The 22,189-nt window shown below is 42.7% G+C and carries 25 protein-coding genes and 1 other annotated feature; of the genes, 23 read left to right on the top strand and 2 right to left on the bottom strand.

Translation table 11 applies throughout. From position 1 onward, the window contains the following. The first annotated feature begins 25 nt into the window (after positions 1-25). The 19 genes from MHB66_RS12860 (at position 26) to pheA (ending at position 15,483) form a co-directional block, all read left to right on the top strand. Positions 26-1,330, top strand: a complete 1,305-nt coding sequence (locus tag MHB66_RS12860; RefSeq protein ID WP_046311946.1) for a folylpolyglutamate synthase/dihydrofolate synthase family protein — start codon at positions 26-28, stop codon at positions 1,328-1,330. 147 nt (positions 1,331-1,477) lie between these two features. Beyond that, on the top strand, positions 1,478-2,209 hold the full coding sequence (locus MHB66_RS12855; RefSeq protein ID WP_046311945.1) for an A24 family peptidase: 732 nt from the start codon (positions 1,478-1,480) through the stop codon (positions 2,207-2,209). Positions 2,210-2,366: 157 nt separating this feature from the next. Further along, a complete protein-coding gene (locus tag MHB66_RS12850) occupies positions 2,367-3,383 on the top strand; it encodes an SPOR domain-containing protein (RefSeq protein ID WP_227001676.1) in 1,017 nt (338 codons plus the stop codon). Between the two features lie 177 nt (positions 3,384-3,560). Next, positions 3,561-4,130, top strand: coding sequence for a Maf family protein (locus MHB66_RS12845; RefSeq protein WP_046311944.1), 570 nt, complete (start codon positions 3,561-3,563; stop codon positions 4,128-4,130). A gap of 47 nt (positions 4,131-4,177) precedes the next feature. Further along, positions 4,178-4,852 carry a DNA repair protein RadC gene (radC, locus tag MHB66_RS12840; protein ID WP_046312310.1) on the top strand — a complete coding sequence of 225 codons (675 nt, stop codon included), beginning with the start codon at positions 4,178-4,180 and terminating at the stop codon, positions 4,850-4,852. Between the two features lie 89 nt (positions 4,853-4,941). Continuing rightward, the gene (locus MHB66_RS12835) at positions 4,942-5,961 is read left to right on the top strand and encodes a rod shape-determining protein (protein ID WP_007501538.1); all 1,020 of its coding nucleotides are present in this window, start codon (positions 4,942-4,944) and stop codon (positions 5,959-5,961) included. A gap of 27 nt (positions 5,962-5,988) precedes the next feature. Beyond that, positions 5,989-6,888, top strand: coding sequence for a rod shape-determining protein MreC (gene mreC / locus MHB66_RS12830; RefSeq protein WP_034279831.1), 900 nt, complete (start codon positions 5,989-5,991; stop codon positions 6,886-6,888). Further along, positions 6,885-7,403 (top strand): rod shape-determining protein MreD, encoded by a 519-nt coding sequence (gene mreD / locus MHB66_RS12825; protein WP_046311943.1) that lies wholly within the window; start codon positions 6,885-6,887, stop codon positions 7,401-7,403. Before mreC ends, mreD begins: the two co-directional genes overlap by 4 nt. A gap of 54 nt (positions 7,404-7,457) precedes the next feature. After that, the gene (gene minC / locus MHB66_RS12820; protein WP_046311942.1) at positions 7,458-8,141 is read left to right on the top strand and encodes a septum site-determining protein MinC; all 684 of its coding nucleotides are present in this window, start codon (positions 7,458-7,460) and stop codon (positions 8,139-8,141) included. A gap of 2 nt (positions 8,142-8,143) precedes the next feature. Further along, positions 8,144-8,947, top strand: a complete 804-nt coding sequence (minD, locus tag MHB66_RS12815; protein WP_017358134.1) for a septum site-determining protein MinD — start codon at positions 8,144-8,146, stop codon at positions 8,945-8,947. Positions 8,948-9,164: 217 nt separating this feature from the next. Further along, complete coding sequence (locus MHB66_RS12810) at positions 9,165-9,956, top strand: M23 family metallopeptidase (protein WP_046311940.1); 792 nt, start codon at positions 9,165-9,167, stop codon at positions 9,954-9,956. Beyond that, on the top strand, positions 9,949-10,818 hold the full coding sequence (locus MHB66_RS12805; protein WP_046311937.1) for a M50 family metallopeptidase: 870 nt from the start codon (positions 9,949-9,951) through the stop codon (positions 10,816-10,818). The genes MHB66_RS12810 and MHB66_RS12805 overlap by 8 nt, the downstream gene beginning before the upstream one ends. A gap of 66 nt (positions 10,819-10,884) precedes the next feature. Continuing rightward, positions 10,885-10,957, top strand: a sequence feature (ribosomal protein L21 leader region). A gap of 12 nt (positions 10,958-10,969) precedes the next feature. Continuing rightward, positions 10,970-11,278 (top strand): 50S ribosomal protein L21, encoded by a 309-nt coding sequence (rplU, locus tag MHB66_RS12800; protein ID WP_003216781.1) that lies wholly within the window; start codon positions 10,970-10,972, stop codon positions 11,276-11,278. A gap of 14 nt (positions 11,279-11,292) precedes the next feature. Beyond that, positions 11,293-11,631, top strand: a complete 339-nt coding sequence (locus MHB66_RS12795) for a ribosomal-processing cysteine protease Prp (RefSeq protein WP_034279847.1) — start codon at positions 11,293-11,295, stop codon at positions 11,629-11,631. A 12-nt stretch (positions 11,632-11,643) separates the two neighbouring features. Beyond that, on the top strand, positions 11,644-11,928 hold the full coding sequence (gene rpmA / locus MHB66_RS12790) for a 50S ribosomal protein L27 (RefSeq protein ID WP_003216586.1): 285 nt from the start codon (positions 11,644-11,646) through the stop codon (positions 11,926-11,928). A 257-nt stretch (positions 11,929-12,185) separates the two neighbouring features. Next, a complete protein-coding gene (locus MHB66_RS12785; RefSeq protein ID WP_046311934.1) occupies positions 12,186-12,779 on the top strand; it encodes a sporulation initiation phosphotransferase B in 594 nt (197 codons plus the stop codon). 21 nt (positions 12,780-12,800) lie between these two features. Continuing rightward, a complete protein-coding gene (gene obgE / locus MHB66_RS12780) occupies positions 12,801-14,087 on the top strand; it encodes a GTPase ObgE (RefSeq protein WP_046311932.1) in 1,287 nt (428 codons plus the stop codon). Positions 14,088-14,142: 55 nt separating this feature from the next. After that, entirely contained in the window at positions 14,143-14,586 is a 444-nt protein-coding gene (locus tag MHB66_RS12775) for an ACT domain-containing protein (RefSeq protein ID WP_008342790.1), read from the top strand. An 18-nt stretch (positions 14,587-14,604) separates the two neighbouring features. Then, on the top strand, positions 14,605-15,483 hold the full coding sequence (pheA, locus tag MHB66_RS12770) for a prephenate dehydratase (protein WP_034279853.1): 879 nt from the start codon (positions 14,605-14,607) through the stop codon (positions 15,481-15,483). A gap of 24 nt (positions 15,484-15,507) precedes the next feature. Here the strand turns inward: pheA and MHB66_RS12765 are convergent, their stop codons facing one another. Both MHB66_RS12765 and MHB66_RS12760 read right to left on the bottom strand, forming a co-directional pair. Beyond that, positions 15,508-16,050, bottom strand: coding sequence for a transcription repressor NadR (locus MHB66_RS12765; protein WP_024423154.1), 543 nt, complete (start codon positions 16,048-16,050; stop codon positions 15,508-15,510). Between the two features lie 3 nt (positions 16,051-16,053). After that, entirely contained in the window at positions 16,054-17,205 is a 1,152-nt protein-coding gene (locus MHB66_RS12760; RefSeq protein WP_046311930.1) for an IscS subfamily cysteine desulfurase, read from the bottom strand. Positions 17,206-17,290: 85 nt separating this feature from the next. On the opposite strand from MHB66_RS12760, the gene nadB reads away from it, so the two are divergent. The 4 genes from nadB to safA all read left to right on the top strand — a co-directional run bounded on the left by nadB (position 17,291) and on the right by safA (position 22,182). Next, complete coding sequence (gene nadB, locus MHB66_RS12755; RefSeq protein ID WP_046311929.1) at positions 17,291-18,865, top strand: L-aspartate oxidase; 1,575 nt, start codon at positions 17,291-17,293, stop codon at positions 18,863-18,865. Further along, positions 18,847-19,710 carry a carboxylating nicotinate-nucleotide diphosphorylase gene (nadC, locus tag MHB66_RS12750; protein WP_046311927.1) on the top strand — a complete coding sequence of 288 codons (864 nt, stop codon included), beginning with the start codon at positions 18,847-18,849 and terminating at the stop codon, positions 19,708-19,710. Before nadB ends, nadC begins: the two co-directional genes overlap by 19 nt. Continuing rightward, positions 19,697-20,806, top strand: a complete 1,110-nt coding sequence (nadA, locus tag MHB66_RS12745; protein ID WP_217008784.1) for a quinolinate synthase NadA — start codon at positions 19,697-19,699, stop codon at positions 20,804-20,806. Before nadC ends, nadA begins: the two co-directional genes overlap by 14 nt. A gap of 131 nt (positions 20,807-20,937) precedes the next feature. Further along, positions 20,938-22,182, top strand: a complete 1,245-nt coding sequence (gene safA, locus MHB66_RS12740; RefSeq protein ID WP_046311923.1) for a SafA/ExsA family spore coat assembly protein — start codon at positions 20,938-20,940, stop codon at positions 22,180-22,182. Positions 22,183-22,189: the final 7 nt, after the last annotated feature.

Raw genomic sequence — 22,189 nt, 5'->3', positions numbered from 1 at the left:
TTGAAAATTTCGTATGAAATGAGAGATGACATTGTTTACAACCTATCATGAAGCGATTGAGTGGATTCACAGCAGACTGGCCTTTGGTGTAAAACCGGGTCTTGAACGAATGAAATGGCTGATGAACAGACTAGGCAATCCGGAACAAAGCATAAAAGCAATACATGTTGCAGGTACAAATGGTAAAGGATCAACCATTGCGTTTACGCGTTCTGTTTTACAGGCAGCCGGCTATTCTGTCGGAACTTTCACCTCCCCATTTATACTAACGTTCAATGAAAGAATCAGCGTGAACGGAGCGCCTATAGAGGATGAAGAATGGCTGAGTTTGGTGAATGAAATCAAGCCTCTTGTTGATGAATTAGATCAAACTGAGCTTGGCGCAGCGACAGAATTTGAAATCATTACAGCGTGTGCATTTGCTTATTTTGCTCATGTGCACCAAGTAGACTTTGTCCTCTTGGAAACAGGGCTTGGCGGAAGGCTTGATTCTACAAATATTGCTGTGCCTATCTTAACAGCGATTACGTCGATTGGTCATGATCATATGGCCATTTTAGGTGACACACTTGAACAAATTGCAGCTGAAAAAGCAGGCATTATCAAAGAGGGTATTCCGATGATCACGGCAGTTCACCAGCCTGAAGCTCTTGCTGTCATTCAAAACACAGCCAAAGAAAAGAATGCCGAATGTATTTCCTTACATGATACTTGTATCTTTGATGAGCAGCAGCCGACAGAAACAGGTGAACGATTCACGTTACGCACATCAAAAATGCGGTATCCTCAGCTTGAAACAGGATTAATTGGAACGCATCAAAGGCAAAATGCTTCCCTTGCTGTTTTACTCATTGAATGGCTGGAGCAAGAAGGCTATATTAGCGTGACAGAAGAGCAAATATATGAAAGCATTCGGCAGGCAGTTTGGGCTGGAAGGTTTGAAAAAGTCAAAGATCATCCTTCAGTGTATTTAGACGGTGCTCATAATGAAGAAGGGATCGACCGTTTAATTGAAACTGTGCAAGCTCATTTTTCTAGTAAACAGGTGCATATATGTTTTAGTGCTTTAAAAGATAAGCCGTACAAGCAAATGATTCAAAAGCTTGAAGCCGTTAGTTCTTCTATCCATTTTGTTTCATTTGATTTTCCAAGAGCCGAATCAGCTGAAAAGCTTTATGTATGCAGTCATTTAGACGCAAAGTCGTATGATGATGACCCTCGTACAGTGCTTGAGTTCATTCAGAAAAAAAGTGATGATCCTTCAGCGGTGATTCTTGTGACAGGCTCTCTTTATTTTATTTCAGATATACGAAATCGTATGATCGGGTAACAAAAAAACGCAAATGGCTTCAATGCCTCTTGCGTTTTTTTCTTTTGATACGCAGAAGGGAAGTAAAATCATATTTTCGCTATGTGCTCAATGAATACGGTCGTGGTAAAATCTGGTCTATCTTATTCTCGGAAGGGGTCACAATATATGATAGGCATTTTTGTGTTTCTTGCAGGCATCACCATGGGGTCGTTCTTTCATCTAGTTGGTGAAAGGCTGCCACTGAAGCGGTCTATTCTTTTTCCTCGTTCTCACTGCACAGCCTGTAAACAGCCGCTTTCCTTGCGCGAGATGATTCCGCTAGTTTCGTATGCATTATTGAGGGGGGCTTGTAAACATTGCGGCACTCGGCTGTCTTTGCTATATCCACTGATTGAGCTGCTGTCAGGCAGTCTTTTTTTGCTCATGTATAGAATCGCTGGTATTTCGTTTGAAGGTCTTTTTCTTGTGATTCTTTGTAGTTTATTTGTGATTGCTGTCGTGAGCGATCTCCTTTATATGAGGGTGCCAAACGAGCTGTTTCTCTTCTTTTTCCCTCTTTTCGTCATATACCGCACGCTTGAACCTCTTCTTATTTGGTGGGAAGGAGCGGCTTCGCTTCTTTTTTGCTTTCTCTTGTTTTATAGTTTAGATCGTCTCAAGCCAAATAGCATGGGCGGAGCTGATATCAAGCTGTTCGGAGTGCTTGCATTTTGCTTAGGATTCAAGCCATTCCTTCTCATTCTTTTCCTCTCGTGTATCGCTGGAATCGTCTATGCGAAGGTTTTTTCCTTTCGAATAGATGAGCCATTTCCCTTTGTTCCTGCGATCTCTTTTTCTTTTTGGCTGTATCTCTATGGAGCTCATGTCATGCTCTCATTCACCGGGTCGACCGGTTGAAAAAATTGGCGAACACTTTTTTTCCCTGCCGACAAAAGTCTTGTTCTTTTTTTTATCCGCTATGTTAAAGTGTGAAACAGAAAGAAGGACGGGTTACATTCGCGCTGATTCATTGGACAAAAAGGTCTTTCTTACAAACAATGTCAGAAAGCGGGGAATGACAGTGAAAAAAAGGCAGGCAAAAAAACAAGGGTTAAAAGTCAATATTAATGGCAAAGAAGAAATGCTTCATGAAGATGACCATCAGCCGCTAAAACAACAAGAGGATGATCAAGTGACGTTTTCGAATTGGGAGGAAAAAAGGCAGTCAGAACTGGAGACTGCTGCTTCCGAGGAAGAACCGGCTAAACCGAAAGAAGAAGATTTCCAGTGGGATGATGCAGCTGATCATATTTATCATTCTGATCCAAAGGTCGTCACACCTTATCAAAAGAAAAAAGGCTCCTTTGATCAGAAGTTCGGTAAAAACCGCGGCCCGTTTAAGAGAGTGATGACAACGATTGTGTTTGCAGTGGTTCTTGGGACAGGCCTAGGTGTGTTTGCACTTAGCTTAAGTCAAGATGGTAATCAGAATCCATCAGGGGGAGATATCAGCGTTTCAGCTTCCGGAAATCAATCATCAATGAAAGCAGGCGGGGATGCGCCGCCAGCAGATACTGCTGATGAATCAAAAGAGAATAAAGATGAAAAAAGCGCCTCTGGCAGCTTTTCAACATATGTTGTACAGGCTGGAAAGTTTTCCTCTGAAAAAGGAGCAGATGAATTAGTTGGCAGTTTAAAAGAAGCAGGATATGCGGGGAAAAAGGTCTCAATGGATGATGGCTATTATGTTATTGCCGGGCTTGCGACAGAACAGGGCATGACAAGTGCTGTTGGGAAGAAGCTGATTGATCAGCACTTTGAGGCGTGGGGAGGCAAGGAGCTCTCATTTCAAGTACCGGAGGAGCTGACTAGTTTAATAGAAAAGGCATCTGTTTTATCCTCTAAGGTCATTGCAGGGGATGATGTGGATCAAAAGGACGTTGCGCAGCTGATCTCTGAGCTTGAAAGTGCCAAAACAACGGACGCACCAGCTAAAAGCAGTTTGCTGAAAGCGGTGCAGCTGTTAAATGAACCTACTGCTGAAAACGGGTGGAAATCTCAGCAGGCACTGCTTGATCAATTAAATACGTAAAATCATATTTTAAGAAACCAAACTAGTCAAAAAATGACTAGTTTTTTTCTTTTGCATCCAACATAATGATGAAGGAATATGAAAAATGAATTTTCGTAAATTGTCGGTAAGATGTACATTTGATAGGATGAATGGGTATCTTACTTCTTAGGCTAAACCCTGAAAGGATGAACAAACATGAACCAACTGATTCTCGCATCTCAATCCCCTAGAAGAAAAGAATTGCTTGATCTAGCAGGGTTTTCTTATGACATTCAAGCAAGTCAATTAAAAGAAGAAATAAATCGAAACTTTTCTCCTGCAGAGAACGTCCAATGGTTGGCAGAACAAAAAGCAAGTGATATTCAAAGATTATATCCCGAAGCTGTGATTATTGGTGCAGATACGATTGTTGCAATTGACGGCAAATGTCTTGGGAAACCAAAAGACAAGGAAGAAGCGGCCTCAATGCTTCAATTATTGTCAGGAAAGACACATCAAGTCTTGACGGGTGTCACGATTCAGTCAGAGAATAGAAAAGAAACATTTTATGAACAAACAGAAGTGACGTTTTGGACACTTGCGCAAAATGAAATAGACCGCTATATCGAAACGGGAGAACCGCTTGATAAAGCGGGAAGCTATGGCATTCAAGGAAAAGGCGCACTGTTTGTTCAAAAAATAGATGGTGATTATTTTTCCGTTGTCGGTCTCCCTATTGCCAAAACAGTTAGAGTGCTCGAAACATTTGGAATCACCCCTTTTTGATGACAGGAAGGAATCTAAAAGGAGTGGGCATCATGAACGATTTCCCTATGTTGCTAAAGCATTTTCCTCAAGATGAAAAGCCGAGAGAACGATTTATGAAATATGGTCCCGGCAGTCTGTCAAACCATGAACTTGTTGCGATTCTTTTAAGGACAGGCACAAAAAAGGAATCAGTTCTCCAAATTTCTGCAAGACTTCTGCAAACATTTGGCGGTCTTCGCTCTGTAAGAGAAGCCTCAATTGAAGAAATGTCGAAGATTCGAGGAGTTGGAAAGGCGAAGGCGGTCTCTCTATTAGCTGCTTTAGAACTCGGCACTAGATTACACCATCAAACGACGGACAACCGCTATGTGATCCGCACACCAGAGGATGGGGCAAAATATGTGATGGAAGATATGAGGTTTTTACAACAGGAGAATTTCGTTTGTCTTTATCTCAATTCAAAAAATCAAGTTCTTCATAAACATACTGTGTTTATTGGAAGTTTTAACTCATCCATCGTTCACCCGCGTGAAATTTTCAAAGAGGCGTTTAAACGTTCGGCTGCTTCATTTATATGTGTGCACAACCATCCATCTGGAGACCCGACGCCGAGCAGGGAAGATATTGAAGTCACACAGCGACTTTTTGAATGTGGACAGCTGATTGGAATACAGCTGCTTGATCATCTTGTCATAGGTGATCAAAAATTTGTGAGTTTGAAGGAAAAAGGGTATTTGTAACACTTTTTTTTTCAATGTTTTACGATATAATAGAGTTTATGAGTTTTTCCCTAAGGGAATTTTGGTTTAAGAAAGGAAGATACATACATATGTTTGGAATTGGTACAAAAGACCTTGGAATAGATCTTGGAACAGCGAATACGCTTGTTTTTATTAAAGGAAAAGGCATTGTTGTGAGAGAACCTTCGGTCGTAGCCTTGGAAACTGATACGAAGTCTATAGTGGCAGTCGGAAATGATGCTAGAAACATGATTGGCCGTACACCTGGTAATGTTGTGGCATTACGCCCAATGAAAGACGGAGTCATTGCAGATTACGAGACGACAGCAACAATGATGAAATATTACATTAATCAAGCATTAAAAGGCAAAGGGCTTTTTGCTCGTAAACCTTACGTCATGGTATGTGTACCATCTGGTATTACAGCTGTAGAAGAGCGTGCAGTCATTGATGCAACAAGACAAGCTGGTGCACGTGACGCATACCCGATTGAAGAGCCATTTGCTGCGGCAATCGGTGCTAACCTGCCTGTATGGGAGCCAACAGGAAGTATGGTTGTGGACATTGGCGGCGGTACAACAGAGGTAGCGATTATTTCTCTTGGCGGCATTGTGACATCACAATCAATCCGCGTGGCAGGAGATGAGATGGATGATGCGATCAGCAGCTACATCCGTAAAACGTATAACCTAATGATCGGTGATCGTACGTCAGAAGCGATTAAAATGGAAATCGGTTCTGCGCAGCCTGATGTACATGATGAGATGGACATTCGCGGCCGTGACCTTTTAACAGGTCTGCCAAAAACAATCTCTATTACGGCAGAAGAAATTGCAAAAGCGCTTCGCGATACGGTGGAAACAATTGTCGATGCAGTAAAAATGACTCTTGAAAAAACCCCGCCTGAGCTGGCAGCAGATATTATGGACCGCGGAATTGTTTTAACAGGAGGCGGTGCATTGCTTCGTAATCTTGACAAAGTCATTAGTGATGAAACGAAAATGCCAGTCATTATTGCAGAAGACCCGCTTGACTGTGTGGCAATCGGAACAGGGAAAGCACTAGAACATATTCACTTGTTCAAAGGAAAATCAAAAGATAATCGATAATCGGTCGTAATTAAAGAGGTGTAAGACATGCCGCAGTTTTTTATGAATAAAAGATTAATGTTGCTCCTTGTCTGTGTCATCGTACTGGTGGCCATGATTGGTTTTTCAGTGAAAAGCGGCAGAGGTGCTTCATGGCCGGAAAAATTAGTGGGGGATACGACAGGCTTTTTTCAAGGTGTCTTTCATAAACCATCACAATTTATTGCCGGTATTTATGGGAACGTACAAGATTTAAAGAACACATATGATGAAAACGAGCGTCTTCGAAAAAAACTTGATGGACAAACCCAATATGAGGCGAAACTTCAAGAACTAGAAGATGAGAACAAAAAGCTTCGCAAACAGCTTGGCTATGTGAACTCTATTCGTGACTACACGCCAATTCTCTCAACTGTTATCGCAAGAAACCCATCTCTTTGGGATAGCTTTGTGATGATTGATAAAGGGAAAAAACAAGGCGTGGACAAAGATATGGCGGTCACAAATGAGAGTGGTGCGTTAATTGGGAAAATTGAAAGTGATAAGCTCAACAATTTTACTTCGACTGTAAGGTTGCTAAGCTCTACTGACCAAAATAATAGAATTTCAACGAAAATTTATGCGAAAAAGGGCAAAGAAGAACTCAATGGAATCATTAACGGTTATGACAGCAAGAAAAAAATGCTGACTATGAATATTCTGAAATCCGATGCAGATGGGGATGTCAAAAAAGGAGATCTTGTTGAAACATCTGGAGCAGGGGGCGTATTCCCGCAAGGCTTAACGATTGGTAAGGTGAGTGAAATTGAGCCAGACCATTACGGCCTGACAAAGATCATTTACGTAGAACCAGCGGCTGAACTCAACAATTTAGACCGCGTGATTGTGGTGAATCGCAGCACAAGTACAGCAGATGCATCTGAATTGACGAAGGAGGAAGGCTCGTGAAACGTGTCCTTCTTGCTTTCGTCATGTTGTTTATCTTCGTATTTGACAGCATTTTTGTTGATTTAGTGAAGCTCCCATTTGTTTCAGAGAATCAAATTTTAGCTCCTCATTTCATTTTACTCGCACTTGTATTTATGACTGCTTTTGTGAATCAAAAATATGGTGTGATTTACGGATTTATCTTTGGACTTTTATATGATATTTCATATACAGGTATACTTGGAGTTCATATGTTTGGCTTTGGGGCGCTTTGCTATTTGTTAGCAAAAGCCTTTAAAGTTCTGCAAACGAATATGTTAGTTGTCGTCTTTCTGTCGATTATTGCTGTTTCCGTGATGGAGTTTTATGTATACGGCGTTCAAGCGACAATTCAACCAGGGATTATGCCGTTTTATACGTATGTCATCGAACGTTTTATTCCAACGATTCTTTTAAATACTGCTGCGTCTCTCATACTTGTTGTGCCGCTAAGGCTCTTTTTCACCCATGTGAAACAAGAACTGATCGACGAATAAAAGCAGGAGTTTGTCCAATTACGGCGAAATGAGTATGTTGTTGAGGTGAGCATCTTGAAAACTCAAAAACAGCAATATGTGACGATAAAAGGCACAAAAAACGGATTAACATTACAGTTAAATGATGACTGTTCGTTTGATGACCTTCTTTCTGGCTTGCGAGAGGTTCTGTTACTTGAGCAATATACAGATGGAAGAGAAGGACATAAGGTCAATGTGCATATTAAGCTTGGTTTTCGTTATTTAACAGAGGATCAGGAGACACGTTTGACCGAAGCGGTGTCTGAAAATGAACATCTCGTTATCCACTCCATTGAAAGTGACGTCATGTCAACTGAAGAGGCGAGACGATTAAAAGCAGAGGCTGAAATTACTTCTGTAGCAAAAATTGTACGCTCTGGACAGGTGCTGTATGTCGAAGGAGATCTTTTATTAATAGGAGATGTCAATCCTGGCGGAACGATTCGCGCAGGGGGAAATATTTTTGTACTTGGCGCATTAAAAGGTGTGGCGCATGCTGGATGTAATGGCAACAAACAGGCTGTTATTGCGGCATCACATATGATTCCAACACAGCTTCGCATCGCACAAGTTATTAACCGTGCACCAGACCAAAAAGAAGATGGAAATGAAATGGAATGTGCTTATTTAGATATAGATGGCAATATGATCATTGAACGCCTGCAGCAATTGGCTCATATAAGACCTAATCTGACAAGGCTTGAGGGAGGAATGTGAAATTGGGCGAGGCTATTGTGATTACCTCAGGAAAAGGCGGCGTTGGCAAAACAACAACATCTGCAAACTTAGGCACAGCACTAGCAATTCAAGGGAAAAAGGTGTGTCTAGTTGATACTGACATCGGCCTTCGGAATCTGGATGTCGTGATGGGGCTTGAAAACCGCATTATTTATGATCTAGTCGATGTAGTAGAAGGAAGATGCAAAATTCACCAAGCGCTTGTAAAAGATAAGCGTTTCGAGGATCTTTTGTATCTTTTACCTGCTGCTCAAACAAGCGATAAAACGGCTGTAGAGCCGGAACAGATCAAAGAATTAATTCAATCATTGAAACAAGACTTTGATTATGTTGTCATTGACTGCCCTGCTGGAATTGAGCAAGGCTTTAAAAATGCTGTATCCGGTGCAGACAAGGCTATTGTCGTGACGACGCCTGAAATCTCAGCTGTGAGAGATGCGGACCGAATCATCGGTTTGTTAGAACAAGAAGATATCGAACCGCCTCGTTTGATTGTCAACCGTATTCGTACACACATGGCGAAAAATGGCGATTCAATGGATGTAGATGAAGTGGTACATCACTTATCGATTGATCTACTTGGCATCGTAGCAGATGATGATGATGTGATTAAGGCTTCAAACAATGGTGAACCGATTGTCATGGATGCTAAAAACAAAGTATCGATTGCCTATCGCAATATTGCCCGCCGCGTACTAGGCGAATCAGTACCGCTTCAATCTTTTGAAGAAGAAAACAAGGGAATGTTTGCAAAGCTGAAAGCATTCTTTGGTGTAAGAGCATAATCACTGAACCGTGATAGAAAACCTTTGCAGTCAGGAAAGGCGGCTGCCTTTGCGAAGCGAATTTGACATTCGTGAGTACCGGAGCGCAGACCGACAATGAATGCGAGGGTTTCTCTGCACGCTGAGACCGATTCGATGAGAATCGGTCTTTTTGTTGCATATCAGATGGGGTTGTCACATAAAATGTACAAACTGTTTGTATGTAAAGGGTGATCTCATGAAAAGAGTGGACGAGTACCGAAAGAAAATCGCGCAGCGCCGCAAAACGATGCAGCCAGCTGCTCTCCCTAAGAAGACGGCTTTCAAGAAAAAAGAAGATATCCCGCCATGGGTTATGCTGACAGAGGAAGAAAAGCATTCTGGCTCGACCTCCTATGAACCGGCGTCCCATCAGCCAAAGAAATATCGTCATCCCTTATTTAACCCGAATACCTTTGTGCTTAAATGTTTATTATCAGCGTCCCTTGTGTTGATTGCAGCCATTTCATTTAAAGGTCAGACAGGTCCGTTTCAGCAGCTGAAGCCGATGATTACTCAGACCTTTGAGCAAGATTTTCAATTTGCTGCTGCTAACCGCTGGTTTGAAAAAACAGTTGGACATCCGCTGGCCTTTTTAACAGAGAAAAAAGATGGCCAAAAGGACGTACAAGCGAATCAAGAACTGGCTGTTCCTGCCTCTGGTAAAGTGCAGGAATCCTTTACGCAAAATGGAGCAGGTGTCAAAGTGGAGACATCCGCTGAAGCCATAGATAGTATGAAGGAAGGCTATGTGGTTGAGGTGAAAAAGAAAAGCGATACAGGGCTTACCGTGGTGGTGCAGCATGCAGATAACAGCTATAGCTGGTACGGTCAATTAAAGAAAGCGGATGTGGCCTTATACGATTTTGTCGATAAGGGTGAAAAAATTGGCCAGATTTCGCTTGATGATCAAGGGAAGGGCACGTATTACTTTGCCATTAAGCAAAATGAACAATTTATCGATCCTATTCAGGTGATGACCTTTGAATAGATGGCTGCTCATGCTGACGAAAATTCATATCCATCCGCTGCTGTGGATTGTGATGGCGTTTGCGGTTCTGTCAGGCCAAATTAAGCCGCTGCTTTGTCTGCTTATCATCGTCTGTGTCCATGAACTTGGACATGCAGCGGCTGCCTGCTATTATCATTGGCGCATTCGGCGGATTTTTTTACTGCCATTTGGCGGAACGGTGGAAGTAGAGGAACATGGAAACCGTCCGTTAAAAGAAGAGCTGGCGGTAATTTTGTGCGGGCCGCTTCAGCATGTACCGCTCCAGCTCATGGCATGGCTTTTCATGGAGGCTTCTCTTATCTCGCATGACGTCTTTACGATGTTTACCTTTTATAATATGGCGATTTTTCTTGTGAATCTTTTGCCCGTTTGGCCGCTTGATGGCGGAAAATTATTCTTTTTGCTCTTATCCGTTTTTTACCCTTTCCAACGTGCACATGCCCTAGCAATAAAAGGCTCACTTGTCTTTTTCGGTCTATTGACAGGAGGGTTACTTTTGTTTGCACCGCTGCAATTCAATGGCTGGGTGCTGCTCACTTTTTTAGCTTATTCACTCGTGATGGAGCACAGGCAGCGGCATTACGTCAGGGTTCGCTTTTTACTAGAACGGTATTACGGTAAAAAAGAGCAAAAGGTAGTAAAACTGATTCCGCTGAGAGCAAGTGCAGAGGAAAAAGTATACGAAGTGATGGCACGATTTCAAAGGGGCTGCAAACATCCGATTATTATTGAAAGAGATGGCGTGAAGATGAGCCAGCTTGATGAAAATGAACTGCTCCATGCGTATTTTTCAGATCGCAGAACCACCTCCTCAATGGAAGAGCTTCTTTTACCGTACTAATGGTGAAAATACATTGACATTCTGCGTCTAGTTTGATATATTTTTTAATGTTATGGATATGTAGCACCCGTGCTACAACCGCGCGGAGCAGGTGTAAAGTGCCTATGGCCCCCTGTATTCGGCGAGTCTGAGTTTATTAGGAGGTGCAGAGATGTACGCAATTATCGAAACTGGTGGTAAACAAGTAAAAGTTGAAGAAGGTCAAACTGTTTATGTTGAAAAACTAGCTGCTGAAGCAGGTGAAACAGTAACTTTCGAAAACGTATTGTTTGTCGGCGGAGACACTGTCAAAGTGGGTAACCCTTCAGTTGCTGGAGCAACAGTAACGGCTAAAGTTGAAAAACAAGGTCGCGGTAAGAAAATTACTGTGTTCAAGTACAAACCGAAGAAAAACAACCACAAGAAACAAGGTCATCGTCAACCTTACACTAAAGTTGTTATCGAAAAAATCAACGCTTAAGGCGTGTGAGTGATATGATCAAAGCAACCATTACTCGGTCTTCAGCAGATGAAAGCATTACGTCTTTTCAGATGACTGGACATGCCGAGTTTGCTGAAAAAGGTCAGGATCTCGTTTGTGCAGGTGTATCTGCTGTTGTTTTCGGCTCAGTCAATTCAATTATTGCACTGACAGGATTGGACCCACTGCTTGATATTGGTGAAGAAGGCGGCTACTTCTCTTTTGAACTGCCGGCTGATACAGATCCAGTATCCTTTGAAAAAGCCCAGCTGCTTTTAGAAGGCATGGTCGTTTCCTTGGAGACAATTGAACGAGATTATCACGATTATGTGAGAATATCAACAAAAAAATAGGAGGTGAACTTCATGCTTAGATTAGATCTTCAATTTTTCGCATCTAAAAAAGGGGTAGGTTCTACAAAGAACGGACGTGACTCTGAGTCTAAACGTTTAGGCGCTAAACGTGCTGATGGTCAATTCGTAACTGGTGGTTCTATCCTTTATCGTCAACGTGGAACGAAAATCTATCCAGGTGAAAACGTTGGACGCGGAGGCGACGACACTCTTTTCGCTAAAATCGACGGAACAGTTAAATTCGAACGTTTCGGTCGTGACCGTAAAAAAGTGAGCGTATATCCTGCGGCACAATAATTGCTAAAAACTCCGGTCATTGACTGGAGTTTTTTTCACTTTTTACAAGCAGTACCGAAGATGATAAAAGAAGATGCACTCCATAAATATCAAAGAACGTTTGCTGACTTTGCCTCATTTTCTCCTATACAATCAGAAAAAACAACCTTTCCTCACATAACTAGTGTTTTTCTATGCTGTCTTCTCTGTTATAATTCAGGGAGACATATTGATGATAAGACTCCTAAAAGAGAGACCAAACGATTGGGAGTGCGATAATGGAAGAGATACCAAGTAAAGAAAATGAAAAATTAACTCACGTTGCATTAACAAATGAATTGATTGATCTGCTCAGTCGTTCGAGACACGACTGGATGAATAAATTACAGCTGATCAAAGGCAACTTGACATTAGAAAAATATGACCGCGTGTTTGAAATTATAGAAGAAATGGTCATTGAAGCACAGCATGAATCCAAACTCTCAAATTTAAAAATTCCCCAATTGGCCTATTACTTTCTAACATTTAATTGGGAGTCGCATTTTATCACCTTAGAATATGAAGTGCTTGGTGAAACCCGAGACTTATCAGCATATGAATCGCAGCTGCTAACGGTATCACAGGAGTTGTTTTCGATATTCGATCAATCAGTTTGCCAAAAAACTGAAAATCATTTAACGGTCACGTTCCAAACAGATCATGAAGAAAATGATGTGATCTTATATTTTGATTTCAAAGGAAAATTAACAAGTTTGGATGCGTTAAATGCGTTTCATTACGCAAACTATCCATGTATGAGTATAACGCAATTTCATGTGACGCCTCATGAGTCCATGATTGAGCTTTGTTTGAGGCAAGAACGAGATATGTGATGCAGAGAAACGGAGGAAGTTATGTTTGTAGATCAGGTTAAAGTGTATGTTAAAGGCGGTGACGGCGGAAACGGTATGGTGGCGTTCCGTCGTGAAAAATATGTACCAAAGGGCGGCCCAGCAGGCGGCGACGGCGGAAATGGTGCAGATGTTGTATTTGAAGTAGACGAAGGACTCAGAACGTTAATGGACTTTCGTTATAAGCGCCATTTCAAGGCTGACCGCGGCGAGCACGGAATGAGTAAAAACCAGCATGGCCGAAATGCGGAAGAAATGATTGTCAAAGTTCCGCCGGGTACGGTTGTGACAGATGCAGAGACGGAACAAGTACTAGCTGACTTGACAGAGCATGGGCAGCGGGCTGTAATTGCCAAAGGCGGACGTGGCGGACGTGGGAATTCACGCTTCGCAACACCAGCAAACCCTGCACCACAGCTGTCTGAAAACGGTGAGCCAGGTAAAGAACGTGACGTCATTTTAGAATTAAAAGTACTTGCAGATGTTGGACTTGTTGGTTTCCCAAGTGTCGGGAAGTCAACGCTGCTCTCGATTGTCTCTTCTGCGAAACCAAAAATAGCGGATTATCATTTTACAACGCTTGTACCGAACCTGGGGGTTGTTGAAACAGACGATAACCGAAGCTTTGTTATGGCGGATCTGCCAGGACTGATCGAAGGAGCGCACGAAGGCGTTGGCTTAGGTCATCAATTTTTACGTCATATTGAGCGTACACGTGTCATTGTCCATGTCATTGATATGTCTGGACTTGAAGGGCGTGACCCATACGAAGACTACGTGACGATTAATGAAGAGCTTGAGCAGTACAATATGAGATTGAATGAGCGTCCGCAAATCATTGTTGCGAACAAAATGGACATGCCAGATGCAGCTGACAATCTAGAGGCATTTAAAGAAAAATTAACGGATGACTATAAAGTGTTCCCGATTAGTGCGATCACAAGAGAAGGGCTTCGTGAGCTCTTATTTGAAATCGCCAATCAGCTTGAAACAACACCGGAATTCCCGCTCTATAATGAAGAGGAGCTGTCGGATAACCGCGTGATGTACAGGTTTGATGAAGGCGATGCACCATTTGAGATCTCTAGAGATCCTGATGGCACATTTGTCTTAACGGGTAAAGCACTTGAGCGTCTGTTTAAGATGACAGACTTCTCAAGAGATGAATCTGTTAAACGATTCTCTAGACAGCTGCGCGGAATGGGTGTCGATGATGCCTTGCGTGAGCGCGGAGCAAAAGATGGCGACATCATTCGTCTGCTTGAATTTGAATTCGAATTTATTGATTGATCAAAAGGAGGGTCCAGACCATGGGCTCTCCCGTTTTTAAAAGGGGAGAAAACAGGTGAAAGAAGAAACGTTCTATTTAGTAAGAGAGGATGTACTTCCAGATGCGATGCGAAAAACGCTTGAAGTCAAAAAGCTTCTCGATCGCAAAAAAGCGGATTCAGTTGCCGATGCTGTTCAAAAAGCGGATTTAAGCCGCAGTGCTTTTTATAAATACCGAGATGCTGTTTTTCCATTTTATACAATGGTGAAAGAGCAGATCATCACATTGTTTTTCCACCTTGAGGACCGGTCTGGGGCTTTATCAAGACTGCTTCAAATTGTGGCTGACTCTGGCTGTAATGTGTTATCCATTCACCAAACGATTCCGCTGCAAGGAAGAGCGAATGTCACCTTATCAATTAGTACAGCTGGTATGGCAGATGATATCAACACCGTCATGAATCAATTAAGAAAGCTTGAATTTGTCGAAAAAGTCGAAATTTTAGGTTCCGGGGCGTAAAAGGAGAGATCATAGCAGATGAAGCAATTAACTGTAGGTTATTTTGGACCAGAGGCAACATTTACTCATTTGGCCGTATGCTCTTGTTTTCCAAAAGATGCGGTGCAGCGTGCCTATGCAACGATTCCGCAATGTATGGATGCTGTGTCAAAGGGCGAAGTCGACTTGGCGGTCGTTCCACTTGAAAATGCACTCGAAGGCTCTGTGAACTTAACGATTGATTATTTAATTCATGAAGAAGCGCTGTCCATTGTGGGGGAAATGACAGCACCAATTCGGCAGCATTTGCTTGTCCACCCATCAAGAGCCGAGAGCTGGGAGACGTTAGATGTCATTCAATCACATCCTCACGCGATTGCCCAGTGTCATCAATTTCTGAAAAAGCAGTACCCTCATATTCCTCATCGGCCAGTGGAATCAACAGGCTATGCAGCAAAATACATCAGTGAGCATCCAGATGAAGCTGTCGGGGCTATTGCTAATGAAATTGCCGCACAAACGTATGGTTTGACGATTGCGAAAAAAGACATTCATGATTATCCGCACAACCATACACGCTTTGTGATTTTACATAAAGATCCTAACGCATCGTTCCCAATGAATTCTGGTTTCTCATCAAAGCCAAAAACGACCATTGTGGTCAGTCTGCCTAAGGATGACCAATCAGGCGCATTGCACCGCGTGCTGTCTGCTTTTTCTTGGCGGAATCTCAACTTGTCAAAAATTGAATCTCGTCCGACAAAAACAGGTCTTGGACATTATTTATTTATTATTGATATTGAAAAAGAAATGGATGATGTCCTCGTTCCTGGTGCGATTCAAGAATTAGAGGCGATTGGCTGTGAGGTTAAGCTGCTCGGCAGCTATCAAACATATGAATTAACGAATGAAAAATAGTGTCCCGTGCAGGACACTATTTTTTTAGTCTTTTATTAAAAACCCAGCATCATCCAGCGCTTGAATGGCTTGGTCAAGCTGCTTTTGGCTGTAAGAAGTGAGAGTATGCAGGTGCACGCCGTCTGTTAGTTCTGACAAGTAGGAAGCGCCGGTGTTAGAAATATGATGCACAAAATCAGCGACTTGTTTCCGTGTACTGACGCGAATAGAGGCCGTCAGTTCACCATAAACAGGGTGCTCAATGATCACATCTTTCACCGTCACACCAAAGTCTACAATTAAGGTCAGTTCCTCTTCTGTACGAGCAGGATCATGCTTGCAGGCGATGATTTGTTCAATTTCTCTTTCTGGCGCATGCTGCGCTGCCATATACACATAGCCTTGGCTTGTGGCAATAATGGGTTCGTTTTTTGCTTTTAATAATGAAATATCTTGTACAATGACTTGCCGAGAGACAGCCGCCTTTTTAGCTAAAAAGCTTCCAGTAAGCGGTGTGTCTGTTTCTTTCAGCCACTCTAAAATGGCGTTTCTTCTTTCTTCGCCAATGAGTTTCCTCTCTTGCTCCACGTCCTAAGCTCCCTTCTTCTCCTTTTGCAAATGCTCAAATGTATGCAAAAGCTGATCGATGTCCTCTTTTGATGACTGCCATCCAAATGATAGTCGAATAAATTGAAGGGCATCACGATCTGATACACGCAATGCCTTCACAGCAGGGGAAGGATGGTGATAGCCAGAAGCACATGCGCTTCCAGTTGAAAGACAAATCCCATGCCGGTTACATGCTAACATTACATATTGTCCTTCAAACCCTTCAAAAAAACAACCAATAATATGAGGCAGCGTGCGGCGGTTGTCATTGTCCTGAAGTGTACGAACTGGCAGCTGTCTTATTTTTAACTGCTGAAGAAAATAATCACGCAGCTGCTCATCTAATTTATGCTGTTCATCCAGCCTAAGCATCGTTTGTTCACTTGCGGCAGCAAAAGCACCGATACACGGAACGTTCACTGTCCCTGGACGTAAGCCATTTTCCTGAACTGCACCTGTATATAAAGGTTTCCAAGGAACATGAGTGCCCATATAAACAGCACCAGCGCCTTTAGGAGCATACACTTTATGACTTGAGATGGACACAGCATCGACTCCAAGTTCTTTGATGGACACACGAATCTTTCCAAATGTTTGCACAGCATCTGTATGAAAAAGAATGTTCCTTTCTTTTAAAAGAGGGGCTAATTCAGCAAGCGGCTGGATAATTCCTGTTTCTGAATTAGCATGCTGAATAGATACTAGCCCTGTTTCAGGCAATAATGCTTTTTTGAGAATGTCCTTTGTTATGATTCCATCCTGATTCGGTTCAATGATCGTGACTTTTACGCCAAGACGCTCTAAGCTGCTAACTGCATGATGAACAGAAGGATGCTCAACTGAAGTTGTGATGACATGCTGTTGATGTGCTGGCAGTCCATTGATGATCGATTGAATCGCAAGGAGATTGGATTCAGTTCCACCGCTTGTAAAGTAGATTCCATCTGGTTCACCCTCGATCATGGCAGCGAGTGATTGTCTGCTGTAAGTCAATATGTCATTTGCTTTTCCCCCGGCATCATGAAGACTGCTTGCATTTCCGTAGAAATTTTTACTCAGCTGCTCAAAAACATGCAGCGCTTCCTCTGAAACAGGTGTAGAAGCTGCGTAATCTAAATAAACCAACCCATCCATCTCCCGTGTGAAAATTTTTTCTTGTATTTATTTTAGTGTTGTGTAATGATATGTGTCAAGACAGGTGTAAATGACAGGAGGGGCGATGGTGTCATCAATCAAAAAAGTTATTGTGGTGGGATCAGGCATTGCAGCGCTTTCCTTTGCAAAAACCATTTCTAAAAGCTGCCAGGTCATCATGATGACAAAAAAACAATGTTCATCTAGTAATTCCATGCTGGCACAAGGAGGAATCGCTGCTGCCTTTTCAGCACATGATTCAGTTCAGCAGCATGTGCAAGATACACTAGCTGCCGGCTGTGATCACAATGATGAAAGAACCGTACAAGAAATCGTGAAACTTGGAAAACATCTTGTGGAGCAGCTCGTAGCAGAAGGCTGTCCATTTGATCAAGATGAGGCGGGAGAGCCGCAATTAGGCAAAGAGGGAGCACATACCACTCATCGCATCTTGCACGCGGGAGGGGATCAATCAGGCAAAACCCTTGTACAGTTCCTGAAAAGTCAGCTCGGCACACATATTCATTTATACGAATATCATCATGTCATTGATCTATTGATTCATGAAGGGACATGTACGGGTGTTGTATGGAAAGACGAGACAGGACACGTACATACGATGACCGCAGATGCCGTTGTTTTATCAACTGGCGGCTGCGGCTCCCTATATGAGACAAACACAAATGATCCTTCTGTAACAGGAGACGGACTGATGATGGCCTATCGAGCCGGGGCGCAATTAGTGGATCTCGAATTTGTTCAATTCCATCCTACTCTTTTAACAATCGCGGGAAAAGCAGCTGGTCTCATTTCAGAGGCAGTACGGGGAGAGGGAGCTTATTTAGAAGATGAAACAGGCAGGCGGATCATGAAAGATATTCACCCGCAAGCTGATTTAGCACCTAGAGATGTGGTCGCTAGAGCGATTTTTCATGAGCAGCAATTAGGTCATCAATTGTATCTTAACATCCATGATATTCCGCATTTTTCAGCTCGTTTTCCGGCCATAGCTCAGATGTGCCAGCGTGCAGGCGTCGATATGGCAAGCGGCAGGCTGCCAATTTCCCCAGGTATGCACTTTTTAATGGGCGGTATCAGCGTGAATGAATATGGAGAAACGACTGTTCCAGCACTATTTGCCATTGGAGAAGCGGCCTGCACTGGCTTACACGGTGCGAATCGATTGGCGAGTAATTCTCTTCTGGAAGGTCTCGTGTTAGGCAGCAAAGCGGCACAGAGAATTGAACAGCTGCCTAAACTGAAAGAAACAAGTCCACCTTTTTCTATTCAAGAAATATGGATGGTCCCAATGATTTCAACAGCTCAGCTGAGACAATGGATGACTACATTTGCGGCCATTGTGAGAGATGAAAAAGGCTTGCAGACTTTGCTTCATTCGTTGCAACATGTCAATTTTCAGCAAATTAATGTGAAGGATATCACAAATGAACAGATCGAATTAAGCAATCAATGGGCATTAGCGGTTTGCCTTGCTAAATCTGCATTACTTCGTACAGAAAGCAGAGGCGGCCATTATCGAATGGATTATCCAGAGCGGAGTGATGCGTTTTGGCGGGGCAGGCAGATTGTTCATGAAAAAGGCCACATTCACATTATGAAAAATGAAAGGATCGGTGCCAAATGGAACGTTTACAGTTAAAACAAATGCTCACTCATTTTTTCACAGAAGATATTGGCTTTGGAGATGTATCAGCAGATGCCATCTTTGGAGACAAGAAAGGAACAGCTCTTATCATTGCGAAACAATCTGGTGTATTGGCAGGGTCACAACTGATTGATACAGGGTACCGCCTGTTGAATGAACAGATTCAAACTGAGCTGTTTTTTCAAGAAGGTGATTGGATTCATTCAGGCGCTGTACTGGCGAAAATAAAGGGCCCAGTCAACGACTTATTAAAGGGAGAGAGGGTCATTTTAAATCTATTGCAGCGAATGACAGGTATTGCCACCTTAACACATGAGGCGGTGCAGCGATTAGGTGACCCGTCTATTACGATTTGTGATACGAGAAAAACGACACCCGGCTTGCGTATGTTAGAAAAATACGCAGTAAAGACAGGCGGTGGTAAGAATCATCGCTTTGGCTTATCGGATGGGGTGATGATTAAAGATAATCATATTGCCGCATGCGGTTCTATCCGTGAAGCTGTAGAGAAAGCAAGAGCATATGCCGGTCATATGGTGAAAATTGAAGTGGAAATTGAATCAGAAACGCAGCTAATGGAAGCCATTGAAGCAAAAGCGGATGTCATCATGTTTGATAACTGCTCTCCGGACGAGGTAAAACGTTTTAAACAAATGACGCCAGAGTCCATTCTGACAGAGGCTTCAGGGGGCATCACGTTAGAGACATTGCCAAGCTACAGGGGGACCGGAGTCGATCTTATTTCACTTGGTTTTCTGACTCATTCAGCCCCAGCATTTGATTTTAGTATGAATATGGAATTCAGTCATAAAGGGGGAACAACTCATGTCCATGCTTAATGTATTAGCCAATCAACATGCAGTCATGATGCCAGATGAATATAAAAACCGCTCTGATGATGAGATGAAGCAGCGAGTGTTAGAAATTAAGCGGGCTTTTGGTTCAAAGCTTTTTATACCGGGCCACCATTATCAAAAGGATGAGGTCATCGAATTTGCAGATGCCACAGGAGATTCATTGCAGCTGGCACAAATTGCTGCCGACAATCACGAGGCTGAATACATTGTGTTCTGCGGTGTTCACTTTATGGCAGAAACGGCAGATATGCTGTCAAACAAGAATCAAAGCGTCGTTTTGCCAGATATGAGGGCGGGCTGTTCAATGGCAGATATGGCGAATATGAAACAAACAGACAGAGCATGGGAGCAGCTCACTGATCTGTTTGGGGATACAATACTTCCGCTTACGTACGTCAATTCAACAGCAGATATTAAAGCATTTGTCGGCAAGCATGGCGGGGCGACTGTTACTTCGTCAAACGCTAAAAAAGTACTCGAGTGGGCACTGACACAAAAAGAGCGGATTCTGTTTCTCCCTGATCAGCATCTAGGGCGTAATACGGCTTTTGATTTAGGTATTCCGCTAGAAGAAATGGCTGTGTGGGATCAGATAGAAGAAAAGCTCATCACCGATCAGCCGCTTTCTCGTATTAAGATGATTTTATGGAAAGGCCATTGCTCCGTACACGAGAAGTTTACCGTTCAGAATATAGAAGAAATGAGAAAAAAAGACCGTGACATTCAAATTCTTGTCCATCCTGAATGCACGCATGAGGTCGTAAGGGCTTCTGACCTAGCAGGTTCAACGAAATTTATTATTGATACGATCAAACAGGCACCAGCAGGAAGCAAATGGGCGATTGGAACAGAGATGAATTTAGTCAAACGAATCATAGCGCAGCACCCAGATAAACAAATTGAATCCCTTAACCCAGATATGTGTCCATGTTTGACTATGAACCGGATTGATCTGCCTCATTTGTTATGGTCACTTGAAAGCATTGAGAAGGGTCAGCCGGCCGGGTTGATACAGGTCAATGAAGACATCACGAAAGACGCATTGCTTGCACTCAAGAAAATGCTCACCATTAAATAATGAATCAGCCCCTCCTATCAGAAAACAAGTTTTTATCATATCGGCTTGTAAATAGGCATAAATTTATGTTGAAACATATTGTACTTCTGACATAACCGTTACGTTCACGTTTTGCATAGGAGGGGAAAACGTTGAAAATTCATATTGTGCAAAAAGGAGACTCCCTTTGGAAAATTTCAAAGAAATACGGAGTCGACTTTCAAGAATTGAAAAAACTAAATTCACAGCTCAGTAATCCTGATTTGATCATGCCGGGTATGAAGATTAAAATTCCATCTAGTGGTGTTCCTGTGAAAACAGATCATCACAAAGCAAAAGAAATGCCAAAAACGAAAGAACATCCGTATGTGAAAGAAAAGCCAAAAGATGTTGTGCAAGTGCAAGATACGAAACCGAAGGAAAAGCCAAATGAACCGGTACCATATGTACCGCCAGTGCCAAAGATCGAGCAGCCAGTTTTTCCGCAAGTCGATGTGAACTATTATCAGACCAATCTCTATCAGCCATTCACGCCTCCTCCCAAAAAAGATCATCATGAGAAAAAAGATCACGTTCATCACAAAAAGGATCACAAGGATCATTTTCATCACGAAAATAAAGACCATAAAGATAACAAGGATCATTTTCATCATGAAAATAAGGAACATATAGACCACAAGGATCATTTTCATCATGAAAATAAAGGTCATCTAAAAGAAGAAGTGGCGAAGGGGTATGATCCGTTTATTCATATTCCGCATCAAAAAGAGGAGGGAAAAGACATGGAGCATGGCAATTATCCGAACCTTCCTAACTTCCCGCAAATGCCAAATATGGGAGGGGCAGCGGTAGGGGGAGTGGCTGAAAATAACGAGCATCATCATCAGCACCATCATCATGAACCATATGATCCTTATTTTGGTTATGGTCATTACATGCCGGCGATGTATCCATATCCGCAGCAAATGGTGCCGGCATCGCCAATTTTACCGGGATCAGGCCTATGTTATCCAATCCAGCCATATTATCATCATCATATGATGCCATATCCATACCCGGCTCATCCGTATTATCCTGCGTATCAAGCGCCAGCTTACTACGGAGAGAATCATGAGCACCATGCAAACGACGGACATCACTGGCATCACCATATGCATTCAAACGCCAACGCAAATGCTAACGCAAATCAAGGGTTTTATCCAAATGTTTCAAATCTAGCATATGGAAAGGGAGACTGCGGATGCGATGATGGCATGAAGCATCATCAGCCTTGGCCAGGACATGATCCGAATCCTGTTCCTTATGGCCAAATGGGGGCTTATCCAGCTCAGCCTTATATGCAGCCATATCCAGGTCAATCCGTTTTTGCAAGGCCGGAGGAAGAGGAAGAAGATTAATGACAGA

This window comes from Bacillus sp. FSL L8-0167 (assembly GCF_038630295.1).
Taxonomy (GTDB): Bacteria; Bacillota; Bacilli; order Bacillales; family Bacillaceae; genus Bacillus; species Bacillus safensis.
This window is presented reverse-complemented; position numbering and strand designations above follow the sequence as displayed.